Origin of the sequence: Paenibacillus sp. FSL R5-0766 (assembly GCF_037971845.1) — a bacterium.
Taxonomy (GTDB): Bacteria; Bacillota; Bacilli; order Paenibacillales; family Paenibacillaceae; genus Paenibacillus.
Genome location: NZ_CP150227.1, coordinates 5,669,274 through 5,688,773, shown reverse-complemented (window position 1 = coordinate 5,688,773; position 19,500 = coordinate 5,669,274). Strand labels below are relative to the sequence as shown.

20 protein-coding genes are annotated in these 19,500 nt (G+C 45.0%); 11 read left to right on the top strand and 9 right to left on the bottom strand.

The genetic code is table 11. The annotated features are described in order from the left end of the window. Positions 1-25 precede the first annotated feature (25 nt). On the top strand, positions 26-865 hold the full coding sequence (locus MKY66_RS24650; RefSeq protein WP_076211044.1) for a MetQ/NlpA family ABC transporter substrate-binding protein: 840 nt from the start codon (positions 26-28) through the stop codon (positions 863-865). A gap of 123 nt (positions 866-988) precedes the next feature. On the opposite strand, the gene MKY66_RS24645 is transcribed toward MKY66_RS24650, so the two are convergent. Further along, positions 989-1,948 (bottom strand): DUF2167 domain-containing protein, encoded by a 960-nt coding sequence (locus MKY66_RS24645; protein WP_339806247.1) that lies wholly within the window; start codon positions 1,946-1,948, stop codon positions 989-991. A 212-nt stretch (positions 1,949-2,160) separates the two neighbouring features. On the opposite strand from MKY66_RS24645, the gene MKY66_RS24640 reads away from it, so the two are divergent. Then, positions 2,161-2,940, top strand: coding sequence for an SDR family oxidoreductase (locus MKY66_RS24640; RefSeq protein WP_017692411.1), 780 nt, complete (start codon positions 2,161-2,163; stop codon positions 2,938-2,940). A 138-nt stretch (positions 2,941-3,078) separates the two neighbouring features. Here the strand turns inward: MKY66_RS24640 and MKY66_RS24635 are convergent, their stop codons facing one another. Next, positions 3,079-3,324, bottom strand: a complete 246-nt coding sequence (locus MKY66_RS24635; RefSeq protein ID WP_053783253.1) for a NifU family protein — start codon at positions 3,322-3,324, stop codon at positions 3,079-3,081. Between the two features lie 80 nt (positions 3,325-3,404). Here MKY66_RS24635 and MKY66_RS24630 point away from each other — a divergent pair, with 80 nt between their 5' ends. Further along, positions 3,405-3,659, top strand: a complete 255-nt coding sequence (locus tag MKY66_RS24630; protein ID WP_076211047.1) for a YuzB family protein — start codon at positions 3,405-3,407, stop codon at positions 3,657-3,659. Here MKY66_RS24630 and MKY66_RS24625 read toward each other — a convergent pair. Both MKY66_RS24625 and mqnE read right to left on the bottom strand, forming a co-directional pair. Further along, on the bottom strand, positions 3,656-4,717 hold the full coding sequence (locus MKY66_RS24625) for an NAD(P)/FAD-dependent oxidoreductase (RefSeq protein ID WP_076211049.1): 1,062 nt from the start codon (positions 4,715-4,717) through the stop codon (positions 3,656-3,658). The genes MKY66_RS24630 and MKY66_RS24625 overlap by 4 nt on opposite strands. A gap of 234 nt (positions 4,718-4,951) precedes the next feature. After that, a complete protein-coding gene (gene mqnE / locus MKY66_RS24620) occupies positions 4,952-6,058 on the bottom strand; it encodes an aminofutalosine synthase MqnE (protein WP_076211051.1) in 1,107 nt (368 codons plus the stop codon). A gap of 630 nt (positions 6,059-6,688) precedes the next feature. On the opposite strand from mqnE, the gene MKY66_RS24615 reads away from it, so the two are divergent. The 6 genes from MKY66_RS24615 to rarD all read left to right on the top strand — a co-directional run bounded on the left by MKY66_RS24615 (position 6,689) and on the right by rarD (position 10,974). Then, positions 6,689-7,045: an iron-sulfur cluster assembly accessory protein gene (locus tag MKY66_RS24615; RefSeq protein WP_036605753.1), complete on the top strand. Its 357-nt coding sequence runs from the start codon at positions 6,689-6,691 to the stop codon at positions 7,043-7,045. A 224-nt stretch (positions 7,046-7,269) separates the two neighbouring features. Beyond that, the gene (locus MKY66_RS24610) at positions 7,270-7,911 is read left to right on the top strand and encodes an NAD(P)-dependent oxidoreductase (protein ID WP_047841293.1); all 642 of its coding nucleotides are present in this window, start codon (positions 7,270-7,272) and stop codon (positions 7,909-7,911) included. 290 nt (positions 7,912-8,201) lie between these two features. Next, positions 8,202-8,567: a hypothetical protein gene (locus tag MKY66_RS24605; protein ID WP_083657050.1), complete on the top strand. Its 366-nt coding sequence runs from the start codon at positions 8,202-8,204 to the stop codon at positions 8,565-8,567. A 223-nt stretch (positions 8,568-8,790) separates the two neighbouring features. Further along, a complete protein-coding gene (locus MKY66_RS24600) occupies positions 8,791-9,234 on the top strand; it encodes a hypothetical protein (RefSeq protein ID WP_256704227.1) in 444 nt (147 codons plus the stop codon). Between the two features lie 132 nt (positions 9,235-9,366). Next, entirely contained in the window at positions 9,367-9,876 is a 510-nt protein-coding gene (locus tag MKY66_RS24595; RefSeq protein ID WP_076211055.1) for a hypothetical protein, read from the top strand. Positions 9,877-10,095: 219 nt separating this feature from the next. Beyond that, positions 10,096-10,974: an EamA family transporter RarD gene (rarD, locus tag MKY66_RS24590; protein WP_076211057.1), complete on the top strand. Its 879-nt coding sequence runs from the start codon at positions 10,096-10,098 to the stop codon at positions 10,972-10,974. 545 nt (positions 10,975-11,519) lie between these two features. Here the strand turns inward: rarD and MKY66_RS24585 are convergent. From MKY66_RS24585 to MKY66_RS24575, 3 genes are all read right to left on the bottom strand, one after another. Further along, a complete protein-coding gene (locus tag MKY66_RS24585) occupies positions 11,520-11,975 on the bottom strand; it encodes a hypothetical protein (RefSeq protein ID WP_076211062.1) in 456 nt (151 codons plus the stop codon). Positions 11,976-12,457: 482 nt separating this feature from the next. Further along, on the bottom strand, positions 12,458-13,471 hold the full coding sequence (locus tag MKY66_RS24580; RefSeq protein WP_051446931.1) for a glycosyl hydrolase 53 family protein: 1,014 nt from the start codon (positions 13,469-13,471) through the stop codon (positions 12,458-12,460). 505 nt (positions 13,472-13,976) lie between these two features. Then, entirely contained in the window at positions 13,977-14,204 is a 228-nt protein-coding gene (locus MKY66_RS24575; RefSeq protein WP_017692425.1) for a hypothetical protein, read from the bottom strand. 248 nt (positions 14,205-14,452) lie between these two features. Between MKY66_RS24575 and ppk1 the strand changes: the two genes are divergently transcribed. Continuing rightward, positions 14,453-16,534, top strand: a complete 2,082-nt coding sequence (gene ppk1 / locus MKY66_RS24570) for a polyphosphate kinase 1 (protein ID WP_036605760.1) — start codon at positions 14,453-14,455, stop codon at positions 16,532-16,534. Here ppk1 and MKY66_RS24565 read toward each other — a convergent pair. Next, positions 16,494-18,023: a Ppx/GppA phosphatase family protein gene (locus MKY66_RS24565; protein WP_076211064.1), complete on the bottom strand. Its 1,530-nt coding sequence runs from the start codon at positions 18,021-18,023 to the stop codon at positions 16,494-16,496. The genes ppk1 and MKY66_RS24565 overlap by 41 nt on opposite strands. Before the next feature lie 26 nt (positions 18,024-18,049). Continuing rightward, positions 18,050-18,304, bottom strand: coding sequence for a hypothetical protein (locus MKY66_RS24560; protein ID WP_076211066.1), 255 nt, complete (start codon positions 18,302-18,304; stop codon positions 18,050-18,052). Positions 18,305-18,542: 238 nt separating this feature from the next. On the opposite strand from MKY66_RS24560, the gene MKY66_RS24555 reads away from it, so the two are divergent. Next, positions 18,543-19,202 carry a YheC/YheD family protein gene (locus MKY66_RS24555; protein WP_076211068.1) on the top strand — a complete coding sequence of 220 codons (660 nt, stop codon included), beginning with the start codon at positions 18,543-18,545 and terminating at the stop codon, positions 19,200-19,202. The last annotated feature ends 298 nt before the right edge of the window (positions 19,203-19,500 follow it).

The window sequence follows — 19,500 nt, the reverse complement described above, 5'->3', positions numbered from 1 at the left end:
AATGATTAGAGAAGGGGTTTTACACATGAAAAAATGGTCTTTTGCTCTACTTAGTCTTATGTTGATTGCGGTTCTCGCAGCTTGCGGAAACAACAAGGACGCCGATAGCGGCGCAGACAATCCAGCAGGTGCACCACGCACGGTTGAATTGAAAGTTGGAGCTTCCCCTACACCACATGCAGAGATTCTGGAAAGCATCAAGCCTGAACTGGAAGCACAAGGTATTCGTCTGCAAGTCGTTACATTCAACGACTATGTACAACCTAACCAGCAACTTGCTGACAAAAAATTGGATGCAAACTTCTTCCAGCATCAGCCTTACCTGGACACAGAGAATAAAGAACGTGGATTCAACCTCGTTTCTGTAACACCTGTTCATGTTGAACCTTTTGGTGGATACTCCAAGAAGATTAAGTCTTTGGATGAATTGGCTGACGGCGCAAAAGTAGCAATTCCAAATGACCCATCCAATGGTGGACGTGCACTGTTGTTGCTGGCGAAGGAAGGTATTATTACGCTGAAAGACAACACAAATATCTCATCTACGATTCAAGATATCACAGCCAATCCGAAGAACCTGGATATTATTGAACTGGATGCAGCCATGATGCCTCGTCAATTGGATGAAGCGGATCTGGTATTCATCAACGCTAACTATGCGCTTGAAGCGAACCTGAATCCGGCGAATGATGCTTTGCTGATCGAAGATCTGCAAGGTAACCCATACGCAAACATCCTCGTTTCCCGTGAGGACAACAAGGATGCAGATGCAATCCAAAAACTGGCTGCTGCTCTGCACTCCGAAGAAGTGAAAACATTCATCAAAGAACGTTATAAAGGTGCAGTTGAACCTGCAACTGAATAATTCACAATATGTATGATATGATGTGAAGCTATTAACAATAAGCCGTATATCTCTCCAGAAGAGATATACGGCTTATTTTATGTTTTCTAAGTGGGTGCGTGCTGACGTGGGGATCAACATAAGTCAGAGTTTTTCCGATTTATCCGCGTTGGATGGACGCCCAGATTGGCGGTAGTAGGATAATTCATTCTGATCAGCATACTGCTGTTCATCAGCTTCTTGCAGGTACGTCCTCTCGGAGGGAGAGAGTTTCTCTTCTTCTCCGTGTGAGCTTTTGATCTTGTATCTGATCCAACCGATTAACCCAAGGACGACAACGAGGATCAAAGCCCATCCCTTTTTGAGCAAAAGAAGAGCACTGAATTTCTGGGAAGTCGTGTACCCGATCCCGCCCATCAGAAGACTGTTGAGCCCTATGGTGGATGTTTTGTCAGTCGAAGCATTGTACTCCTCGTAGGTATATCCTGCATTGATACTAATTTGATTAAGGACAGTTTCCTCGAATGCCTGGCGGCTCTGTTGAAAGTTGGCCGTATCTGTAACCAGAATGGCTGTAATGTACCCTTCACGCGTCAGGAGTTTTACATTGTAATTGACCATGGCTTGCTGATCAGCGTTCTTGAAACCAAGGGAGTAAACCAACTGATGTTTGGTACTGTCATATGCAGGTTCGATTTCCCACCCCGTTATGTACGTTCTATATTCAGGATCAAGTTCTCTGTTATCTTCTTCTGTGCCTCTGATATAACTGCTTAATAGTTCTTCGGCACTCAAATTCTGATCGTCATCATGGATATGACCTGTTTTCACGTACTCAAACACAACATACCACGAGCCAAATTCACTATTGCTGGTTAGGCTTCCGATTTCATTCCCATTAGGCTTTCCATCACTGTTAAGTATCGAGCGTTGGGTATTGGCCTTATCCAGATAGGAATGGCTCTCAGGGACTTCCAGGGTGGCCTTACCGTCCAGAGAGACAGATGCTGGTCCAGTAATCCAATCATACTCATCAGGTGCTTGTTCAGTCTCATTTGCGGCTGATACCTGTAAGGCACTAGAGACTGTGAATAAACTCAACATTAAAAGTGTAAGAAATGATATCCATCTTTTGTTATTCATATTCATGTAGAGGTCCTTTCAGGTTATATCCTCGACAGTACCATAGGTGTTTGATTTCAATCAAGATATATTTGGAATTAAAGGTGGATAATCCCTTGTGGATAAGTGAGTTGTAGGAGGACGATAAATCTTTTATACTGGATAGTGACTGCTCTTTGAAGAGGGGGATGAACGTGAAGGGAAAGATTGCCCTCATAACGGGAAGTGCCAAAGGTCTTGGTAAAATGACGGCCCTCAGTCTGGCAGATCAAGGGTGTCATATTGCCCTTAACTATGTACACAGCAGAACAGAAGCTGAGGCTTTAAAGGCTCAGATTATAGCCAAGGGTGTGCGGTGCATTGCCATCCAGGCTGATATATCCAAGGTGGAAGATATCTCTTCATTGGTTGAGCAGGTGGAAGGCAACCTGGGTAGCATTGATATTTTGGTGAATAACGCGGGTCCATTTGTCCGTGAACGACGATTATTTGCGGATTATTCTGAAGCTGAGGTCCAGATGCTTGTGCAGGGAAATCTGTTGGGACCGATGTTACTGGATCAGCGTGTATTGCCAGAGATGAGACGCAAGCAATGGGGACGCATTATCCATTTTGGCTTCAGTCATGCTGGAGAAGCAAGATCTTGGCCTCATCGCGCCGTATATGCGGCTGCCAAGGTGGGTCTGGTATCTTTTACAAAGACACTCGCGGTTGAAGAAGCCCCGTATGGAATTACGGTTAACATGGTATGTCCAGGTGACATTCGTGGTGCGAACAAAGAGAAAACGATTGATGAAATGGCAGGCATCACCGACGAGGAAACACCAAGAGGGCGTCCAGGCAGCGGTGAAGATATTGCACGAGTGATTACGTATCTGTGCCTTGATCATTCCGATTTTATAACAGGCAACATTATGGATGTATCTGGAGGACTTGATCCGATTCGTCCGACCATACAGCGCGAGGATACTTAAAAGGTGAATGGATGGATTGTACGTGGAAACCCGTCAAAGGGACAGATGAAATGGACTCTCTGCATATGCACACAAAAAAAGAGCCCTCCGCTTCATGCGAAGCGAAAGGCTCTTGAGGTTTATTTCGTGAAGGATTGATTAGAATACTTGTACGACTTCTTGTACACCCTCTACTTCTTCGAGAAGGGCACGTTCAATCCCGGCTTTTAAGGTAATGGTGGAGCTTGGGCAACTGCCGCAGGCACCGACCAGTTTCAGCTTAATGATGCCGTCCTCCACGTCGACCAGTTCCACGTCACCGCCATCGCGCTGCAGGAACGGACGAAGTTTATCAAGCACATCAGATACCTCATCATACATGGTGCTTTGTGCGTTTTCGCTCATATTGTTCAACTCCTTTCCTTCCTATATTATATTACAAATGGCCACAAATTAAAATGGTCAAACAAAGCAGGTGAACCTAAATGAGACCGATTATTGAATTTTGTGCCAATAATATGCATTTTGGCACAGATGAAGTCATGGATCAACTGGAAGAAAATCCAGACTATGACGTGATTGAATACGGCTGCCTCACCAACTGCGGCCAATGTTCCATGACTCCTTTTGCACTGGTGAATGGTGAAGTTGTCATCACGGACAAAGTGGAAGATCTATATAATGCCATTCTGGCCAAAATTAACGAAGCCGATGTCTGGGACGAGCTCGATCTCGACTAACCGAGATGGCGCTTGGACATCCAGAGCACACCACTTTTCAAAATACGAGGTACACGTCCCATCATGGACGTTTTGCCCATCAGCCCAAACCCAGACTTCTTGCCGAGTGCACCGAGTGTGCCACGAAGCTTGAGTGGATGTGGATTGGGCTTTTCGCCTTTCCAGAGGGCATGCTGAATATGGGCGATCTGCTCACCCTGTACTTCCGCAGCTTGACCGCTAGGTGCATAAGGGACACTGGCACAGTCACCAACGACATACACATCCGTATATTCCGGGATTTGGTAGTATTCATTCAGGACGACACGACCTTGAGGGTCTTTGGTTACGTCCAGATCCTGTACCACTTTTACGGGCTGAATGCCTGCAGTCCACACGACAGCATCCGTTAGGATCTGTTCATCCCGGTTATAGATGGCGTTCGGTTCAACGCGTGAAATGGCGATATGCCCGCGTGTCTCTACCTGATGTTCGTTAAACCATTCATGCACATACACGGATAGACGTTGCGGGAAAGCGGATAATACACGTTCACCACGATCCAGAATGCTGATGTTCAGATCGGGTCTGCTCTCACGAAGTTCGGCTGCCATCTCGACTCCACTTAATCCGCCGCCTACGATATGCACATTGCCATAGGCTTTGACTTCATTGAGGCGCAGGTAGGTCTCGCGTGTTTTGCTAAAGCTCTGAATGGTACAGCTGTAGTCTTCGGCGCCTGGTGTATTGTGGAAACGGTCTGTACAACCAAGTCCAATGACAAGTTTGTCGTACAGGAGCGGGTCTTGGCCTTCAAATTCAATCTGACGCTGTTCCAGGTCAATCGAAGTAACTTCTCCATAACGGTAAGTGACTTTATCGCTCACTGGAAATTGGATACGCAGGTCATAATCAGATACGGTTCCTGCTGCGAGTGCGTAATATTCGGTCTTTAATCCCTGAAAGGGGCTGCGGTCCACCAAAATAATTTGTGTATCGGATGGAATTTTACCCTCCAGAAGTTCCTTGATGATGGTGAGGCCGCCATAACCGCCTCCAAGAATGACGAAATTTTTCATGACTCGGCTTCCTTTCTGCATCAGTCCCACTGAAATGGGGCTGTAAACTGTGGAGCAGCTATGCAATAACATAGCTGCTCCTTTTGTTTGGTTTTGAATAATTGAAAAGTAGACATTGAAAATTAAAGATATTATTCAGCAGTTTGCACCACTCGAATTCAAACGTCTCCCTATAATGAAAGCTGCGTTCTGGAGTGGTGCTGGTGCAATATTGGTTGTGGATGGAGTTATGTCCTATTCGTACACTTGAATTTCATTGTAGAACGTATCACGTTCTACCGGAATACGTCCTGCACCCTTAATGAGCCATATGAGCTCTTTACGTGTAAGGCCTTCAGGTGTGAGTGCACCTGCTGCATGACTAATCCGTTCGCGCACGATCGTGCCGTGTGCATCCGAAGCACCGAATCCAAGGGCAACTTGAGCTAGCTGTGGACCGATGTTAATGAAGTATGCTTTGATATGATCGATGTTATCCAGCATCAGACGGCTGATCGCAATTGTTTTGAGATCCTCATACGCCGAGTTACGACGCATAATGCTCGCGGTTTTACTTTTTGGCTGCATGGAAAGCGGGATAAAGACCATGAATCCGTTGGTCTCGTCTTGCAATTCACGGATCTGCACCATATGGTTGACGCGGTCCTCATAGGATTCAATCGATCCATACAACATCGTAGTATGTGTACGCATGCCGAGATCATGAGCTGTACGGTGCACCTCAAGATAACGATCCACGTTGGCTTTGTCTACACGCATTTTTTTGCGATATTCATCCGAGAGAATCTCAGCGCCGCCACCAGTCAATGTTTTCAGACCTGCTTTTTGCAGCTCTTGCAGAACTTCTCTGATACTAAGTCCGCTGATGCGAGTGAAGAAATCGATCTCGGCTGCCGTGTAGGCTTTCAGCGTAACATCCGGATATTTCTCGTTTAAAGCACGCAGGGAATCGACATAATACTGAAAAGGAACATGGTTATTATGTCCGCCTACAATATGGAACTCACGCACGCCCGGATGAATATGCTGTTCTACATAATCGATCATTTCCTGACCGGATAATGTATAGGAGCCTTCTTCACCCTGGTCTTTACGGAAATTACAAAAAGCGCAGTGGGCTTCGCATACGTTCGTAAAATAAAGACTCATGTTTTCGATGAAATATACTTTCTTACCATTTTTCCGCAAGTTGGCCTCATTGGCCAGCTGGCCCAAAGTTAGCAGATCATCTGTTTCATACAGATATACGCCGTCTTCTACGTTCAGCCTTACGCCGTTCTGCACTTTCTCAACGATTTCAGCCATTCTTTTGTCTGTGAACGGTGTTACCAATGTAGACATACTGTTTCCTCCTGTTCTTAACCGGATTTGAGTTGTGTGTAGGATCTGTGTACAGAACTACATAGCAAAGATGCGGTCAACTGCCGCCTTCTTATATGGACTAACTCTTATTTACCCGGTGCAGCGTGTGCTGCGTACGTAAAGCTAATTTTTTCATTAAAGTGAGTCTTGTGACTCTATATGCATTGGGGACTGCGGACAGTCTCGAAATGTGAAAAAAATTACAACTCTATATATGATCGTCACCTGAATAAGTCATGACAAAATATCGACATTTCATTGCGACCACCTATTCATTATAAACCTCGTGTCGCGGGGGTTCAATACACTGGGAAGAAAAAGGAGTTCAGGGGGAACGCGGAAAGAGGCAAACATGACTTGAGACCCTTGACGGGGTGGAGTATAATTTAAAGAAGAGTTAATGAAAGGTTGTTCAAAAAGTACGCTTTTGATTACGAAGGATGCCTAGCGGCATCTCAGCATCGAATATGGGATTCAGCCGAAATGTCCGTTGCTCACGTAGTTTTGCCTACGCTCCGCTACTCCATTTCTATCTTCATCCCATCTTCTTGGTACTGAAAAGCGCCCTTTTTGAACATGATTTTATATGAAAAAGGAGAGTGACCTGGCATGATTAACATCAGCGAAACGGCTGCTGACAGATTGAAAGAGATGCTTGCACAGCAAGAGACACCTGGTATGTTCCTGCGTCTTGGCGTAGCACCGGGCGGTTGCACCGGATTTTCGTACGCCATGGGCTTTGACGATAAAGAGTCCGATGAGGACCTGTATATGGATATTCAGAGCATGAAGGTTGTAGTCGAGAAGGAAAACCTGAAGTATCTGGATGGTCTCGAAATTGATTTTGAAGAGTCCGGTATGACGGGTGGGTTCACCATCCATAATCCGAACGCGGTAGCCACTTGTGGCTGTGGATCTTCTTTCCGTACGAAGGAAGACGCGGGTGTGCCTGATAAGGATTGTTAAGAAACTGAGTTGTACAGCGGTTTCCCGATTCTGTTTTGAAATAAGCAGTTTGCAATCCCTTTAATAGATAGCCTCTGAATTGTATCCGTTTTGCACGGGCATGATATCAGGGGCTTTTTTGCGTGTACTGATTGTGCATGGTTGACAAACTTAGTTGTAACAACTATAGTTACAATATAAAGTTCAAACATAAACAATATCGATAATTTAAAGGAGAGATCATGATGAACATTGCAATCATTGGTGCAACAGGCAAAGCAGGAAGTGTAATTTTGAAAGAAGCAGCAGACAGAGGGCATAAAGTAACGGCAATCGTTCGTAATGCATCCAAATTGGAAGATAAAAGCCTGAATACGCTGGAGAAAGATGTATTTGATCTTACAGCTGAAGATGTTAAAGCGTTTGATGTGGTTGTAAATGCATTTGGTGCCCCAGCGGGTAAAGAAAACCTGCATGTGGAAGTAGGACAAGCGTTGATCAACATCCTGAAGGATGCACCAAACACTCGTCTGATCGTGGTGGGTGGAGCAGGAAGCCTGTTCACAGACGAGTCCAAAACATTGCGTGTCTTTGAATCCCCAGGATTCCCGGATGCTTACAAAGCAACTGCAACGAACCAAGGCCAAAACTTGCAGGATCTGCAAGCATCTTCGGGTATTCAATGGACATTCTTGAGCCCGGCTGGATTCTTTAATCCAGAAGGCGTACGCACCGGCAAATATCAAGCAGGCAACGACGTTATTCTCGTGAATAGCGAAGGCAACAGCTACATCAGCTATGCAGACTATGCGATTGCTTTGGTTGATGAGATCGAGAATCCACAACACAAAAACGAGCGCTTTACCGTTGTTGGCGAAGTGAAGTAACACTTTTAAATGATAATATGGAAAATACAAACGGACGCTGATCTCCACAGATCGGTGTCTGTTTTTTTATGTTATCGAAGAGGGGGAGTTCTGCAAATAACGTTAGACAGGTTAGATGATGATTATAGTTCAACTTCCAACTACTCCTTTGAATCTATGTTATATTATTCTAAAGATGGGAAGGAAATGTGATTAGGTGAAAACCATCTTTTCTTCATTGGAATTTCTGCGATTTCAAAAGTATAAGGGAGTGAACAGTTGTGAAGATGTATTCTAAAGGAGTTATATTATTGATCTTTGTGGTTTTAATGATTAGTGTATCGAGTGGTTCAGGGTTATCCCAATATACAAACGTTAAAAATACGATGAATCAATTTCACATCACTTCTCTTTATCCGAAAAATAAGAATGGACAGACATATGGTTCTGCCGCATATGCGACTTCTCCAGAAACGGAACCTGATTTAATCTTGGCTACTGGTGTGGATGGTACAGACGGATATCTGCTGAAAAAAGACATGGATGGCGAGCAACCAAAAACACCTGAAGAAGCTATTGCGATACAGAACAGCAGATCACCAGACGGTCGTGATATTCCCCTGTATGACAAAGATGGTGAAACCGTAATTGGTGTGTTTCGTGTTGGAGGAAAGTGAAACGTTACTGAAATGAACACCATTCGGCAGTTGATCATCAGGGTCGGCTGCTTTTTTGTTAATGTAACGGTAGAATAGTGAAACTATTTTAATAAACTAATCGTCAAAAAATGAATAAACTACTGCACGTTGCGGGGGGAACTTGGTGTATTTTAAACCTATCCATATTGTATTGGGGCTAGTTTTTTTTATCATTGCTGGGTGCAATAACGAGGTCACGAGGTTGGGTACAGATGAGCTCACGATCACAGGTGATCAAAAGACTGCCACAGAATATGTTAAGGCAAAAGGTTATAAAATTTCTTCGTACGATGGTCAAGTTCAGAAATACACTCTAAACAAAGACAAACTACTCTACGGGATAACGGAAACGATACCATATAGACAGACCTGGGGGGTTCAAAAAGTAGAACCCGAACAGTATTTCGGGATGGAAATATCGGTATATAGCTTTATAGTAACCAACCATCCTTTGGGAACGTTTGACGATAGTAAATCCAAAGTTTCAATATTACTTTGTGAAGGCAAAGTTATAGGGGGAACATCTTTCCCAAATACAGCAATGGATGGGGCACCATATTCATTGGATGGAGAAACATTGGAAGAAGTAACGGGGAAAAGTTTTCAAAAATGGAGTGAAGAATGGGAAAAGAAATACGGTACTTAAAAAGACAAATGGAGCAAACAATTGTGTCCGATTGGTTGCTTCTTTGTTCATTCATCTAACAGCCAGGAAATGCAACATTTTTCCTGTTAAACAGGTCAATAAAGATGTACCCATTAACATTATGAGAAGAAGGTGGAAAAACTGAAGCTTCGTATATTCACGTTAATATTTTTTATATCCACCGTTTTCTATATCTCAAATTCACAAAATGCTAACGCTTTGTCATGTGCTGAATCGGGAGGTCCCCAAGAACAGTTAGAAATATATGATGGAGCTGTTTATGGTGAAGTAAAGCAAGTAAAGGTCGACTTGAAGCAAGAGGGGTTTACGGGGACAAAAGAGAAGATCAGATATATTTTAGTGGAAGTTGAGAGGAGTTGGAATACTGAAGTTGACTCTCAACTAATTATCGGAACTAACTTCACATGGGGATTTGATTTCAAGGAAGGTAACAAATACTTAATATACTTTAGCGAAGTGGATGGCGAATTAAGTAGTAGTCCGTGCAGTTTGACTATCGAAATGAATAATCTTAATCAAGCAACCGAACTATTCGGGGAAGGATTTACACCAAAACAACAAGTAAACTTAGAACACAAAATGTGGTTCATGTTGAGCAAGATATTGATTTGTTTATCGTAGGTGTAGTCGTATTTGCGGCGATCTTTATCCTCTTTATGAGAGTAAGAAAGAAAAAGCGCAAAGTATAATTTGGTTGCGCTAAACGTTAAGCTTTTGCTCAAAGAAAAAGTCATTTGAACTAGGCATGGACTCCTGTATGACCTAGTACCCCCTTTACTTAAACGAGGATCGAGGCGTATAATCCGTTGAGATATCAGAGCAATAAGAGGGGATACAGTTATGAATAATGGATTAATCAACGCGATCATTGCGTATATCATGTGGGGCGTTCTCCCGCTGTATTGGAAGTTGTTTGAAAATGTACCGGCAGGCGAGATTTTATCGCACCGGGTTGTCTGGTCATTTGTCTTTATGGGGATTTTCGTTGCCGTCCAACGTCGATGGAGTGACATGAAGCGCATTCTGACCAGTCGTTCGACCCTGCTGTCCCTTACCGCGAGTGGGCTGTTAATTGCTATTAATTGGCTTATCTTCATCTGGGCAGTTAACAATGGTCATGTCGTTGAGACAAGTCTGGGCTATTATTTGAACCCGTTACTGAATGTGCTGCTGGCGGTTGTCTTCCTTCATGAAAAGCCAAACCGTGGACAATGGCTCGCGATTGCCATCGCTGGTGTCGCAGTCCTTATCATCGCTATCGACTACGGACGTTTCCCATGGGTTGCGATCTCATTGGCCGTGTCATTTGGCTTGTACGGTCTGGCGAAGAAAAAGATCAAGCAAGATGCTTCTGTGGGTTTATTTTCGGAGACAGCTGTAGTTCTGCCCGTTGCACTGGGCTACTGGATCTACTTAGCAATAGTAGGAAAAGCAACGGCATGGACGTTGCCTGCGCCGATGTTCTTCGAACTGCTTCTTTCCGGTGTGGTGACGGCGTTGCCGCTGCTGTTCTTTGCACGGGCGGCTGCTCGAATGTCATTGTCCACACTCGGCTTTGTACAGTATATTGGGCCAACAATTATGCTGATCCTGAGTGTGTTTGTGTTCAAGGAAACGGTCTCGCCAGTTCTGCTTGTTGGTTTCGCACTCATCTGGACAGCGCTTATCGTATACGCTGCCGCATCGATACGTGCTACGAGACTCGCTAAGGTAAGCTGAACGGATGTATATGGTATCGCCATAATTGCCCTTCCCGCCAATGAGGTGGAGAGGGCAATTTTTTGTTTGTGGGGGAGCGTTAGGTCGATAAAAACTAAAAAGGAAGGCTGATCAACATTATGGTAAAATACAGGAGTAGTAATCAAAAATAGTAACCAAAAAGAGTAATAGAAAAACGAGGAGGCGAAAGATATATGATGGTTAATAACCGTTACCGCAAACGAGAACCATTCTTTGTAAAGAATGCTGTAGTTCAGATACTATTTCAGTTTGCAGTTTCAGCAATAATCGGTAGTATATATGGGCTCATGATGTTCAACGAGACGATAGGCAGATATATTAATAAACTATTACCAAGCACGGATGGTCCGGATCTTCATTTATATCTGCCCGCTGTGATAACGGTGTTCATCTACTCGTGTTTAATTCAGAAGAGACAACGGATTTTACTTGAAAAAATCTCATTTAGTTGTCTCCATATTTTGGTTGCCCTGCTAGGCTGTATTTCTTCAGTTGTTGTGTTATTGGTGATCTAATCCAAATCCCTACGTATCCACACCTTCAGCCCCATCAACTGCATCAATGACACCGACAGCGAGTGTTGTTACCGCAGCAGTAGCTAAAAGATTCTTGGCACCAAGCTTCACTCTATCCTTATCTTCCTCTTTCATGCCCACAACAACATCTTTACCGCTGTTATATACATATTTGGCTGATATCGCTACACCTTTTGCAGTATTGGTTACAGCACCTCCAATATCGGCAAGCCCCGCGTCTATGGCGGTATCATCTTTTCGAATTGCACCACTGGCAAGATCATATGTCCCGCTAGCCAGTTGTCCCACGGTTTTGCCTGTATTAATCGTGGCTTTCTCTACGCCATTTCCGATTTCTTTGATAAAGGGGCTTCCCGCAATCTCACCAACAACCCTTACACTGCCGCCCAACACTTTTCCGGTAACTTCCCCAGCTAACTGACCGAACCCTTTTAAAAAACTCATCCTTATGCCTCCTCTCCAATTAGAAGTTGATCCTATGTGTTATCTCAATTAACTTATTATATTCATATATAAGCCAAAAGAACATCAGTCTCCAGCCCGAGTGATGCACCCCTCCTCGATTGATTGCGACACGCTTTAGGAGTGCCCGATCCGCCCCCGGAACGCCGACCACGCTGCCCCCTCAATGCACTTCATCGCCAAAAGGCGCTAATCCCCCCGGGAACAGCGCCTCAAGCTCTTGTTTTACCTTACTACTTACCATTTGACTACACACGGTTTTAGAAGTGTCTCAAGGAGCAGCAACGTAGTGGAGGGGGCGGAATCGATTCTGAAGAAGCGGAGCGTTCGCCTTTATCCCCGGATTTTCCCCTTATCAGGGGAATTCATAAAAATCTGGGGATAACAGCGATCATAAGAACGATCCGCCACCGGAACGCCACCACGCTGCTCCCCAAAGCCCACACTTCTAACCTCTCCGTGTTCTAGTCAATAAATCCTTCCATGACAACAGTTGGCATCATATTCGACTGCCAAGCGCCCTTACCATATCCACTGTTGTATCCTGGTGTAGCCTGAGGCTCCCAGTAGAATACACCTTTACCTTTGCCATTTGGCAGATTGCGAATTTGGTTTTTCATCGCAGCAACAAAACTTTTACCAGCTGCAGCCTGGTTATTGTCCATGCCAATTTCGGAGATGATGATCTCTTTACCATAACGGTTAATCATATCCTTGGCGTTATTTACCGTATTTGTAACAGCGGTGTTCCAGCCCGAAGCTGAAGGATAGAGGGACATGGCAATCATGTCAAAGTTAGCTCCGTTATTGATCAAACCACCAATATTCCATACATAGAGGGCGTTATCATCCCCACCTGCCAGATGCACAATCGTTTTGGTGCCGCTGCTCAGGGATTTCACTGCGTTATGGCCTGTGTTCACCAACCACGCATAGTTTTTCATGTTGGTGGATGCTTTGCCATCTTCCCATAACATGCCGTTACTTGTTTCATTCCCGATCTGTACCCAGTCCGGGGTAACGCCTTTGCTTTGCATCGCCGTCATAACTTCACGAGTGTGGTTCCATACCGCATCCATGAGCTGTTGGAACGTATAGTTTTTCCAGGCAGCAGGTTTAGTTTGCTGACCAGGGTCTGCCCAGGAATCGCTGTAGTGCAGGGTGAGCATTACACTCATGCCGGCATTTTTGGCACGTTGTGCGAGTGCAGCCGCACGATCCTTATTCATGTAACCGTTCCCATAATCATTCGAAGGATTAACGAATACCCGAATGCGGACGGAATTGATTTGATAGTCTTTTTTCAAAATATCAATGATGTCGCGCTGTACGCCGTTTTTATCTTTCCATTTGTAACCTTGGGCTTCCATTCCGGGAACCCAACTGATGTCGGCTCCTTTGGCGAAACTTGGTGCTGCGCTGGCATGCTGACCTGCGGGCAACATGATGGAGGTGAATAACAAAACAAAAGCCAACATGATGGATGTCTTGAAACCCCTTACATTTTTTAACATTACAAGATGCCTCCTCGGATTTAGGTTGAGTTGCATCCTAATTATAGCCATCCTGGTTTGCTCTACTAAAGGGTCCATTTCCAATATTTTGGGTGTTTTCTCAACCTCTCTACAGAAAAAGAGAAAACAAAAAGCCGTCCGAAGACGGCTTTTCTACCCGTGGCGCTTTTTGAAACATTGATCCGTATCCCGCGCCTCCACCGGACTCTTTTAATTTGAGCTAGTGGATCGGGTAAGGGACACGTTCAACATGACATTAGAAATGTTGACGCACCTCCTTTCCTTGTGGCAAGAGTATACAACACCTTGTTTGGGAAAGCTAGTCTTTTTTACGTATTTAAATCAATTTCATAACTCACTAAAAATGGATTTATGTAACTAGATATAGACAAATTGAACCGTTTTGATCTATATCTAGCCTTGATTGAAGCAGCTAAAGGTATTATGAAATTGATTCATTTAAGCAAAATTATTTTTCAGTCTGGAACATCGTGATATCTCGTGCATAATGGCTCTTGGTTCCGTCATTGTTTCGGATGCGCACACTGTCTTCACTGATCCGCTCCACAATGCCACAACCGACCTCGCAATAGACACCAGCCGGGTCTTCCTGCCACGCGCTTACCATACATTGAGATAGTGCAGCCGTGAAAAACTCTATATTTTTTTGTAACGTTCTAGGTTTGTTGGATTTCATTATATACTCCTTTAATCAACTATATTTGGAATGAGAACAAGCAACCGGACCAAATCACACTGTACTTCACTTTACTCTGTCTATTGACCTTTGTAAAGGGATGGAAAAAGTTGCGGCCATGAGGTATCATTTACATAAATTTTACGTAGCGTTTACACTGCGCTGACGCTTGATGTTGATTACGAATAGTACAATTATATGAGAACTTCTAACCAAGAATAGATATGCAACACATTCGGAGGCCATACATGCATAGAGACGTCAAAACAGGTAACTACGTTAATCGTGATTTGAGTTGGGTTGAATTTAATCGGCGCGTACTTCAGGAGGCCCAGGATCCAACAACGCCTCTGCTGGAACGCATGAGATTTCTCGGCATTGTCGCTAGTAATCTGGACGAGTTCGTCAGTGTAAGGGTGGCGGAGACAAAAGAGAAGATCAAGGCCGGATTCACGCAAAAAGATTTTACAGGATACACGCCTTCAGGATTGTATCGCAGATTGATCAAACGAACCGGGACCATGGTCGCCGAACAGTATAAAACGTATCGTGAACTCATTCGTCTACTCGCCAAGAAAGGCGTGAACATTCAGGAATATACAGATCTTAATGTGACACAGCAGCGCGCAATGGACCAGTACTTTCATGAAATTATTTTTCCGGTACTCACACCGATGGCGATTGACCAGAGTCGTCCGTTCCCACTGGTACACAACAAGTCTGTCTATCTGTCCGTGATGTTACAGAAGGAAGGGGAGCAAGAGGGCGAGCCGTTTATGGCTATTGTTCAGGTGCCTTCCAATCTGCCGCGGGTAGTTCAGGCTCCCATTCGGGCGAATAGCAAAAAGAAAACATTCATACTGATTGAAGACCTTATCAAACATCATATCCATACGCTCTTCAGCGGATATATCTCGCTTGCTGCACAGGAATTCCGAGTGACCCGTAATGCGGATCTGTTTATTAATGAAGAAGAAGCGGAAGATCTGCTTGAGGCTATTGAAAAAGAATTGCGCCGCAGACGCCGCGGGGCTCCTGTACGACTGGAAGTGTGTAAGGATTTTCGTCCGGATGCTTTATTAGAATTGCAGGATGAATTTGATATTCAGGACCCAGTATATGAAATTGATGGACCACTTGATCTGAGTTTTCTGGCGGGATTCGTAGACAGTCTGGAAAGTTTCTCACATCTGAAATACAGTCCGGTGAAGCCAGTCTACCCACTTGAGTTTCTGCCAAGAGAAAGTCATTTTGAGCTACTGCGCAAACGCGATGTACTGGTGCATCATCCGTACGAATCGTTTGAACCAGTCACTGATTTTATATTGGAGGCTTCGGAAGATCCAAGAGTTCTGGCCATCAAGATGACATTATATCGGGTCAATGGCGATTCACGCCTTATTCCGGCACTTGCACTTGCCGCTGAGAGTGGTAAGCAGGTCACGGTGGTGGTGGAACTGAAAGCCCGGTTTGATGAAGAGCGCAACATTGCTTGGGCGCGTAAGCTGGAGAAAGCCGGTTGTCACGTGGTATATGGACTGGTTGGACTGAAGACCCATGCCAAAATCATTCTTGTTGTACGCAGGGAACAGCAGGGGCTGAGACGTTATGTTCATGTAGGAACCGGTAACTATAATGAGAGTACAGCCAAAGTGTATACGGACGTGGGACTGTTCACCTCTAATCCGATTATTGGGGAAGATGCATCCGAATTGTTCAATGAGATTACCGGATACTCCGGTCCGAAGGCATTGCAGGCGTTCCGCGTAGCTCCGGATGGTATGAAGGATGAGCTGTTTGCACTGATTCGTAGAGAAACTGAGCATGCACTGAAAGGCAAACCTTCCAGAATCATTGCCAAGATCAACTCCTTATCCCATCAGGAAATGATTGATGAATTGTACGAGGCTTCTCAAGCCGGCGTGCAGATCGATCTGATTGTGCGTGGGGTATGTTGTCTGCGTCCGGGGGTAGAGGGGCTCAGTGAGAATATTCGGGTCATTAGCATTGTGGATCGTTTTCTGGAGCATTCACGGTTGTTTTATTTTGAAAATAGCGGCAACCCCGATGTATTCATCTCCAGTGCAGACTGGATGACACGTAACCTGAATCGAAGAATTGAACTGATGTGTCCCGTATTTGATCCAGAGCTGAAGAAAATGCTGGTGGATATCCTTAATCTGTCCCTTATGGATAATGTCAAAGCGAGACAACTTATGCCTGGTGGCAATTATGTATTTGTAGAAAATGAAAAGCCCCCGCTGAGAAGTCAGACGGAGGCCATGGGTATTATCCCTTGGAAGCCTGCTGAATGGAGTGCGTTAACGTAACTCCCCAGGCTTCCTTCAGATCCTTGACGGCCTCTTCCAGGCCATCAAGTTCCAGTAACGGCTCAGCTGTACAGGTGAATTGCACCTGCAGCGAGTCGTTTTCTTTTGTTGCTTTGATCGCAGCGATGCTCTCGGATCGATTGATGGCTTCCGCTACGCGCAGCAGAGAGCCAATACGATGAGCATGCCGCTCATCCGAGTTTTTCAGAATGTCCCGGTGCTTATTCAGCAGCTGGGGCGTTCTTTTTTTGGGATGATAATCAGCTGCACTGGCACTTAGAATGGTCTCCCGATGAGAAAGTCCATAAATGCTCGAATTCATAATCCAATAGGCCGAGTGCTGTGTATAACGGAAATAGTTAATCTGTTTACCTGCCATGTGCAGCATGGAGGATGCATACAGGATTCGGGCATCTGCTTGATCAGGAGGGGTACCTTGTAATGCCGTATACAGAGTAACCGTATCCTGATGAATCCGTTGCAGACGTTTCTCTGGAATAGGCGGACCAAAATGGATAAAGTTGCGGATACTGTCCTTCAGCGCGTCCGGAACGACCGGCTGACCTCCAGCCATGTAATCACGCAACAACCCGTCTCGTAGACCCGCACCACTAACCACATAACGATCTCCCTGTATTAACTGGAAGACGGTTCGCAGGATCAGTACGCCGGGCACAATGATGTCTGCGCGATCTTTGGCGAGCCCAGGTACCTTTTTGCGCTGTGCCGAGGTGAGATGTGGCAAGGAGCGAGCAATGTTCTCCATCGCTTCCTCACTGATCTCATAATGATGGCTGACAGGCAAAGAATACTGGGTACGCTTCTGTTCCACTTTGGCGAGTGTACGCATTGTGCCACCAAGTCCGATGAGTGGCAGACCGGGATGCTCACGAATCCAATCCTGTCCACGGAGAGCCTCAATGACTTCGTTGCATAATGCATTTGCATTTTCCTCGGTCCACTGATCTTCGCCCCCGTAACGGGCATGTGAATTCACTGCACCAATAGGGAGGGAGATGCTATGTAACCTTTTCCGATCCCGAAAGACCGTGATCTCTGTGCTGCCGCCTCCAATATCCACGACGTAACCGTCTGCCAGATCAATGGATTGAGTGACACCAAGGAACCCATAATAGGCCTCCCGATCTCCCGATACACATTCAATGGTAAGCCCCGTCTCTGTCTCCAGCCATTCAATAATCTCCAGGACATTGCTTGCATTACGAATAGCTGCGGTAGCTGCTGCGCGAATCAGTTTGGTCTGGTACGCTTCGCAGGTCGCTTTGAATTGACTCAAGATGGTGATGGCTTTATCCAGAGAATGGCGCAGAATGGTTCCATCGGACTCAACAACGCTGCTCAGACGAGCGGCGTATTTGTCTTCATGAATGATGCGATAGGCTGCGTCCTGATCCAGTTCATAGATAACTAGACGAATGGAGTTCGAGCCGATATCAATAATTCCTAAGGTTTCATTAGTACGTGTCATAAGCATCTCCTTCTACAGAGGTTCAACTACCCGAAGTGAAGAAGGGTAGCCATGGCTTCCGGTGAACCCGGCGGTGTGGCAGAGAAGGGCGTAGTTAACATAACAACAATGATAAAGACGATGAAACAGGCAAATATAAGACAACTCACGGCAAAGCCGCGATTACGCTTTTGCATAAACAGTCGAATACCTGTGACAAAGAGAAGTACCGTAACAGCTACCAGAACGATCGACATTGCAAAATAGGCTACACCATAAAGTGATTTGAAAAATGCTTCCATTTGTTCTTAACGCTCCTTAGATCCTCATATTTAAGCCCTTCCAAGCCATTCCTTAGTAGCATACGACAGATTGACTTGTTTGAAAAGCAAACCGGGCGCTTGTTCCCGTTTCCGCCATCACCCCTGGGACAGGTTACATGGAAAAGGGGCCTTTGCCGTGGACAGACATCCAAGAAAGCAAGGCTTCTGTTGAGTATGTATAAGGAAGGACTATTGTTTCAAGGAAGGAGATCAACCCATGTCGAGACAACTTGCAAGCAAATGGCGGAAGACAGCGGCTCTGATGAAATACCCGGTAGCTGCTGTCCATATCCCACAGACCAAGGCATTCAACTCGGGTAATCTGCTGCAAATGCTTAGTCGTTATGGAATGGTGTATGTCAAACCTATTGTCGGTGGTGGAGGTTACGGTGTCATCCGGGTATCGGCGAGCGGTGGGGCTTATCGATACACCCATATGAAAACGACCCGTTCTTTCGCCAGTTTCAGTCTGATGTATCGCTCTCTGGTGCGTGTAAAGGCTAGACGCAAGTACTTGATCCAGCAAGGCATTCATCTGGCAACGATTCAAGGGAGACCTGTTGATTACAGAGTTAAAGTTGTCAAAACCGAACGAGGCTGGGTATTCCGTTCTTTAGTAGGACGACTCGCTCGTCCCGGGCTCTGTGTGACGAATCTGAGCAAGGGTGGCACCATGTTATCCGGAAGGCGAGCTCTTGGTTTATCCCTGCCACATATATCCGGTCGGCACAAACGCCGGGAGATGCGTTCACTTACACTGACATGTACGTACATTATGGAAAGTCAGTTCCCTGGTGTAGGTCAGCTTGGATTTGATTATGGACTGGATTATTCAGGCAAGATCTGGATTTTGGAAGTGAATACCAGACCCCAATAGAAAATGAATGGGAAAGCTCAAGAAAATCCAAGAAAAAACCGATAATATATAGAAGAAAACGGTATGAAAACCGTTTGAAATTTTACATTACGGGGTAATTTACTCGCAACAAGTCTTGAAACTATGAATTTATTCCAAAAAAATACGCTGATAAACGTTCTGACAGTAGTACAAACTTCCTGTGCATAAATATTGTCCACACTATACATGTTGATTACTCTATATATTTTCCATTTATCAACAAACTATGCACAGGATTTCCACATATCGTTGTGGATAACAAGAACGCTTGTTCTCT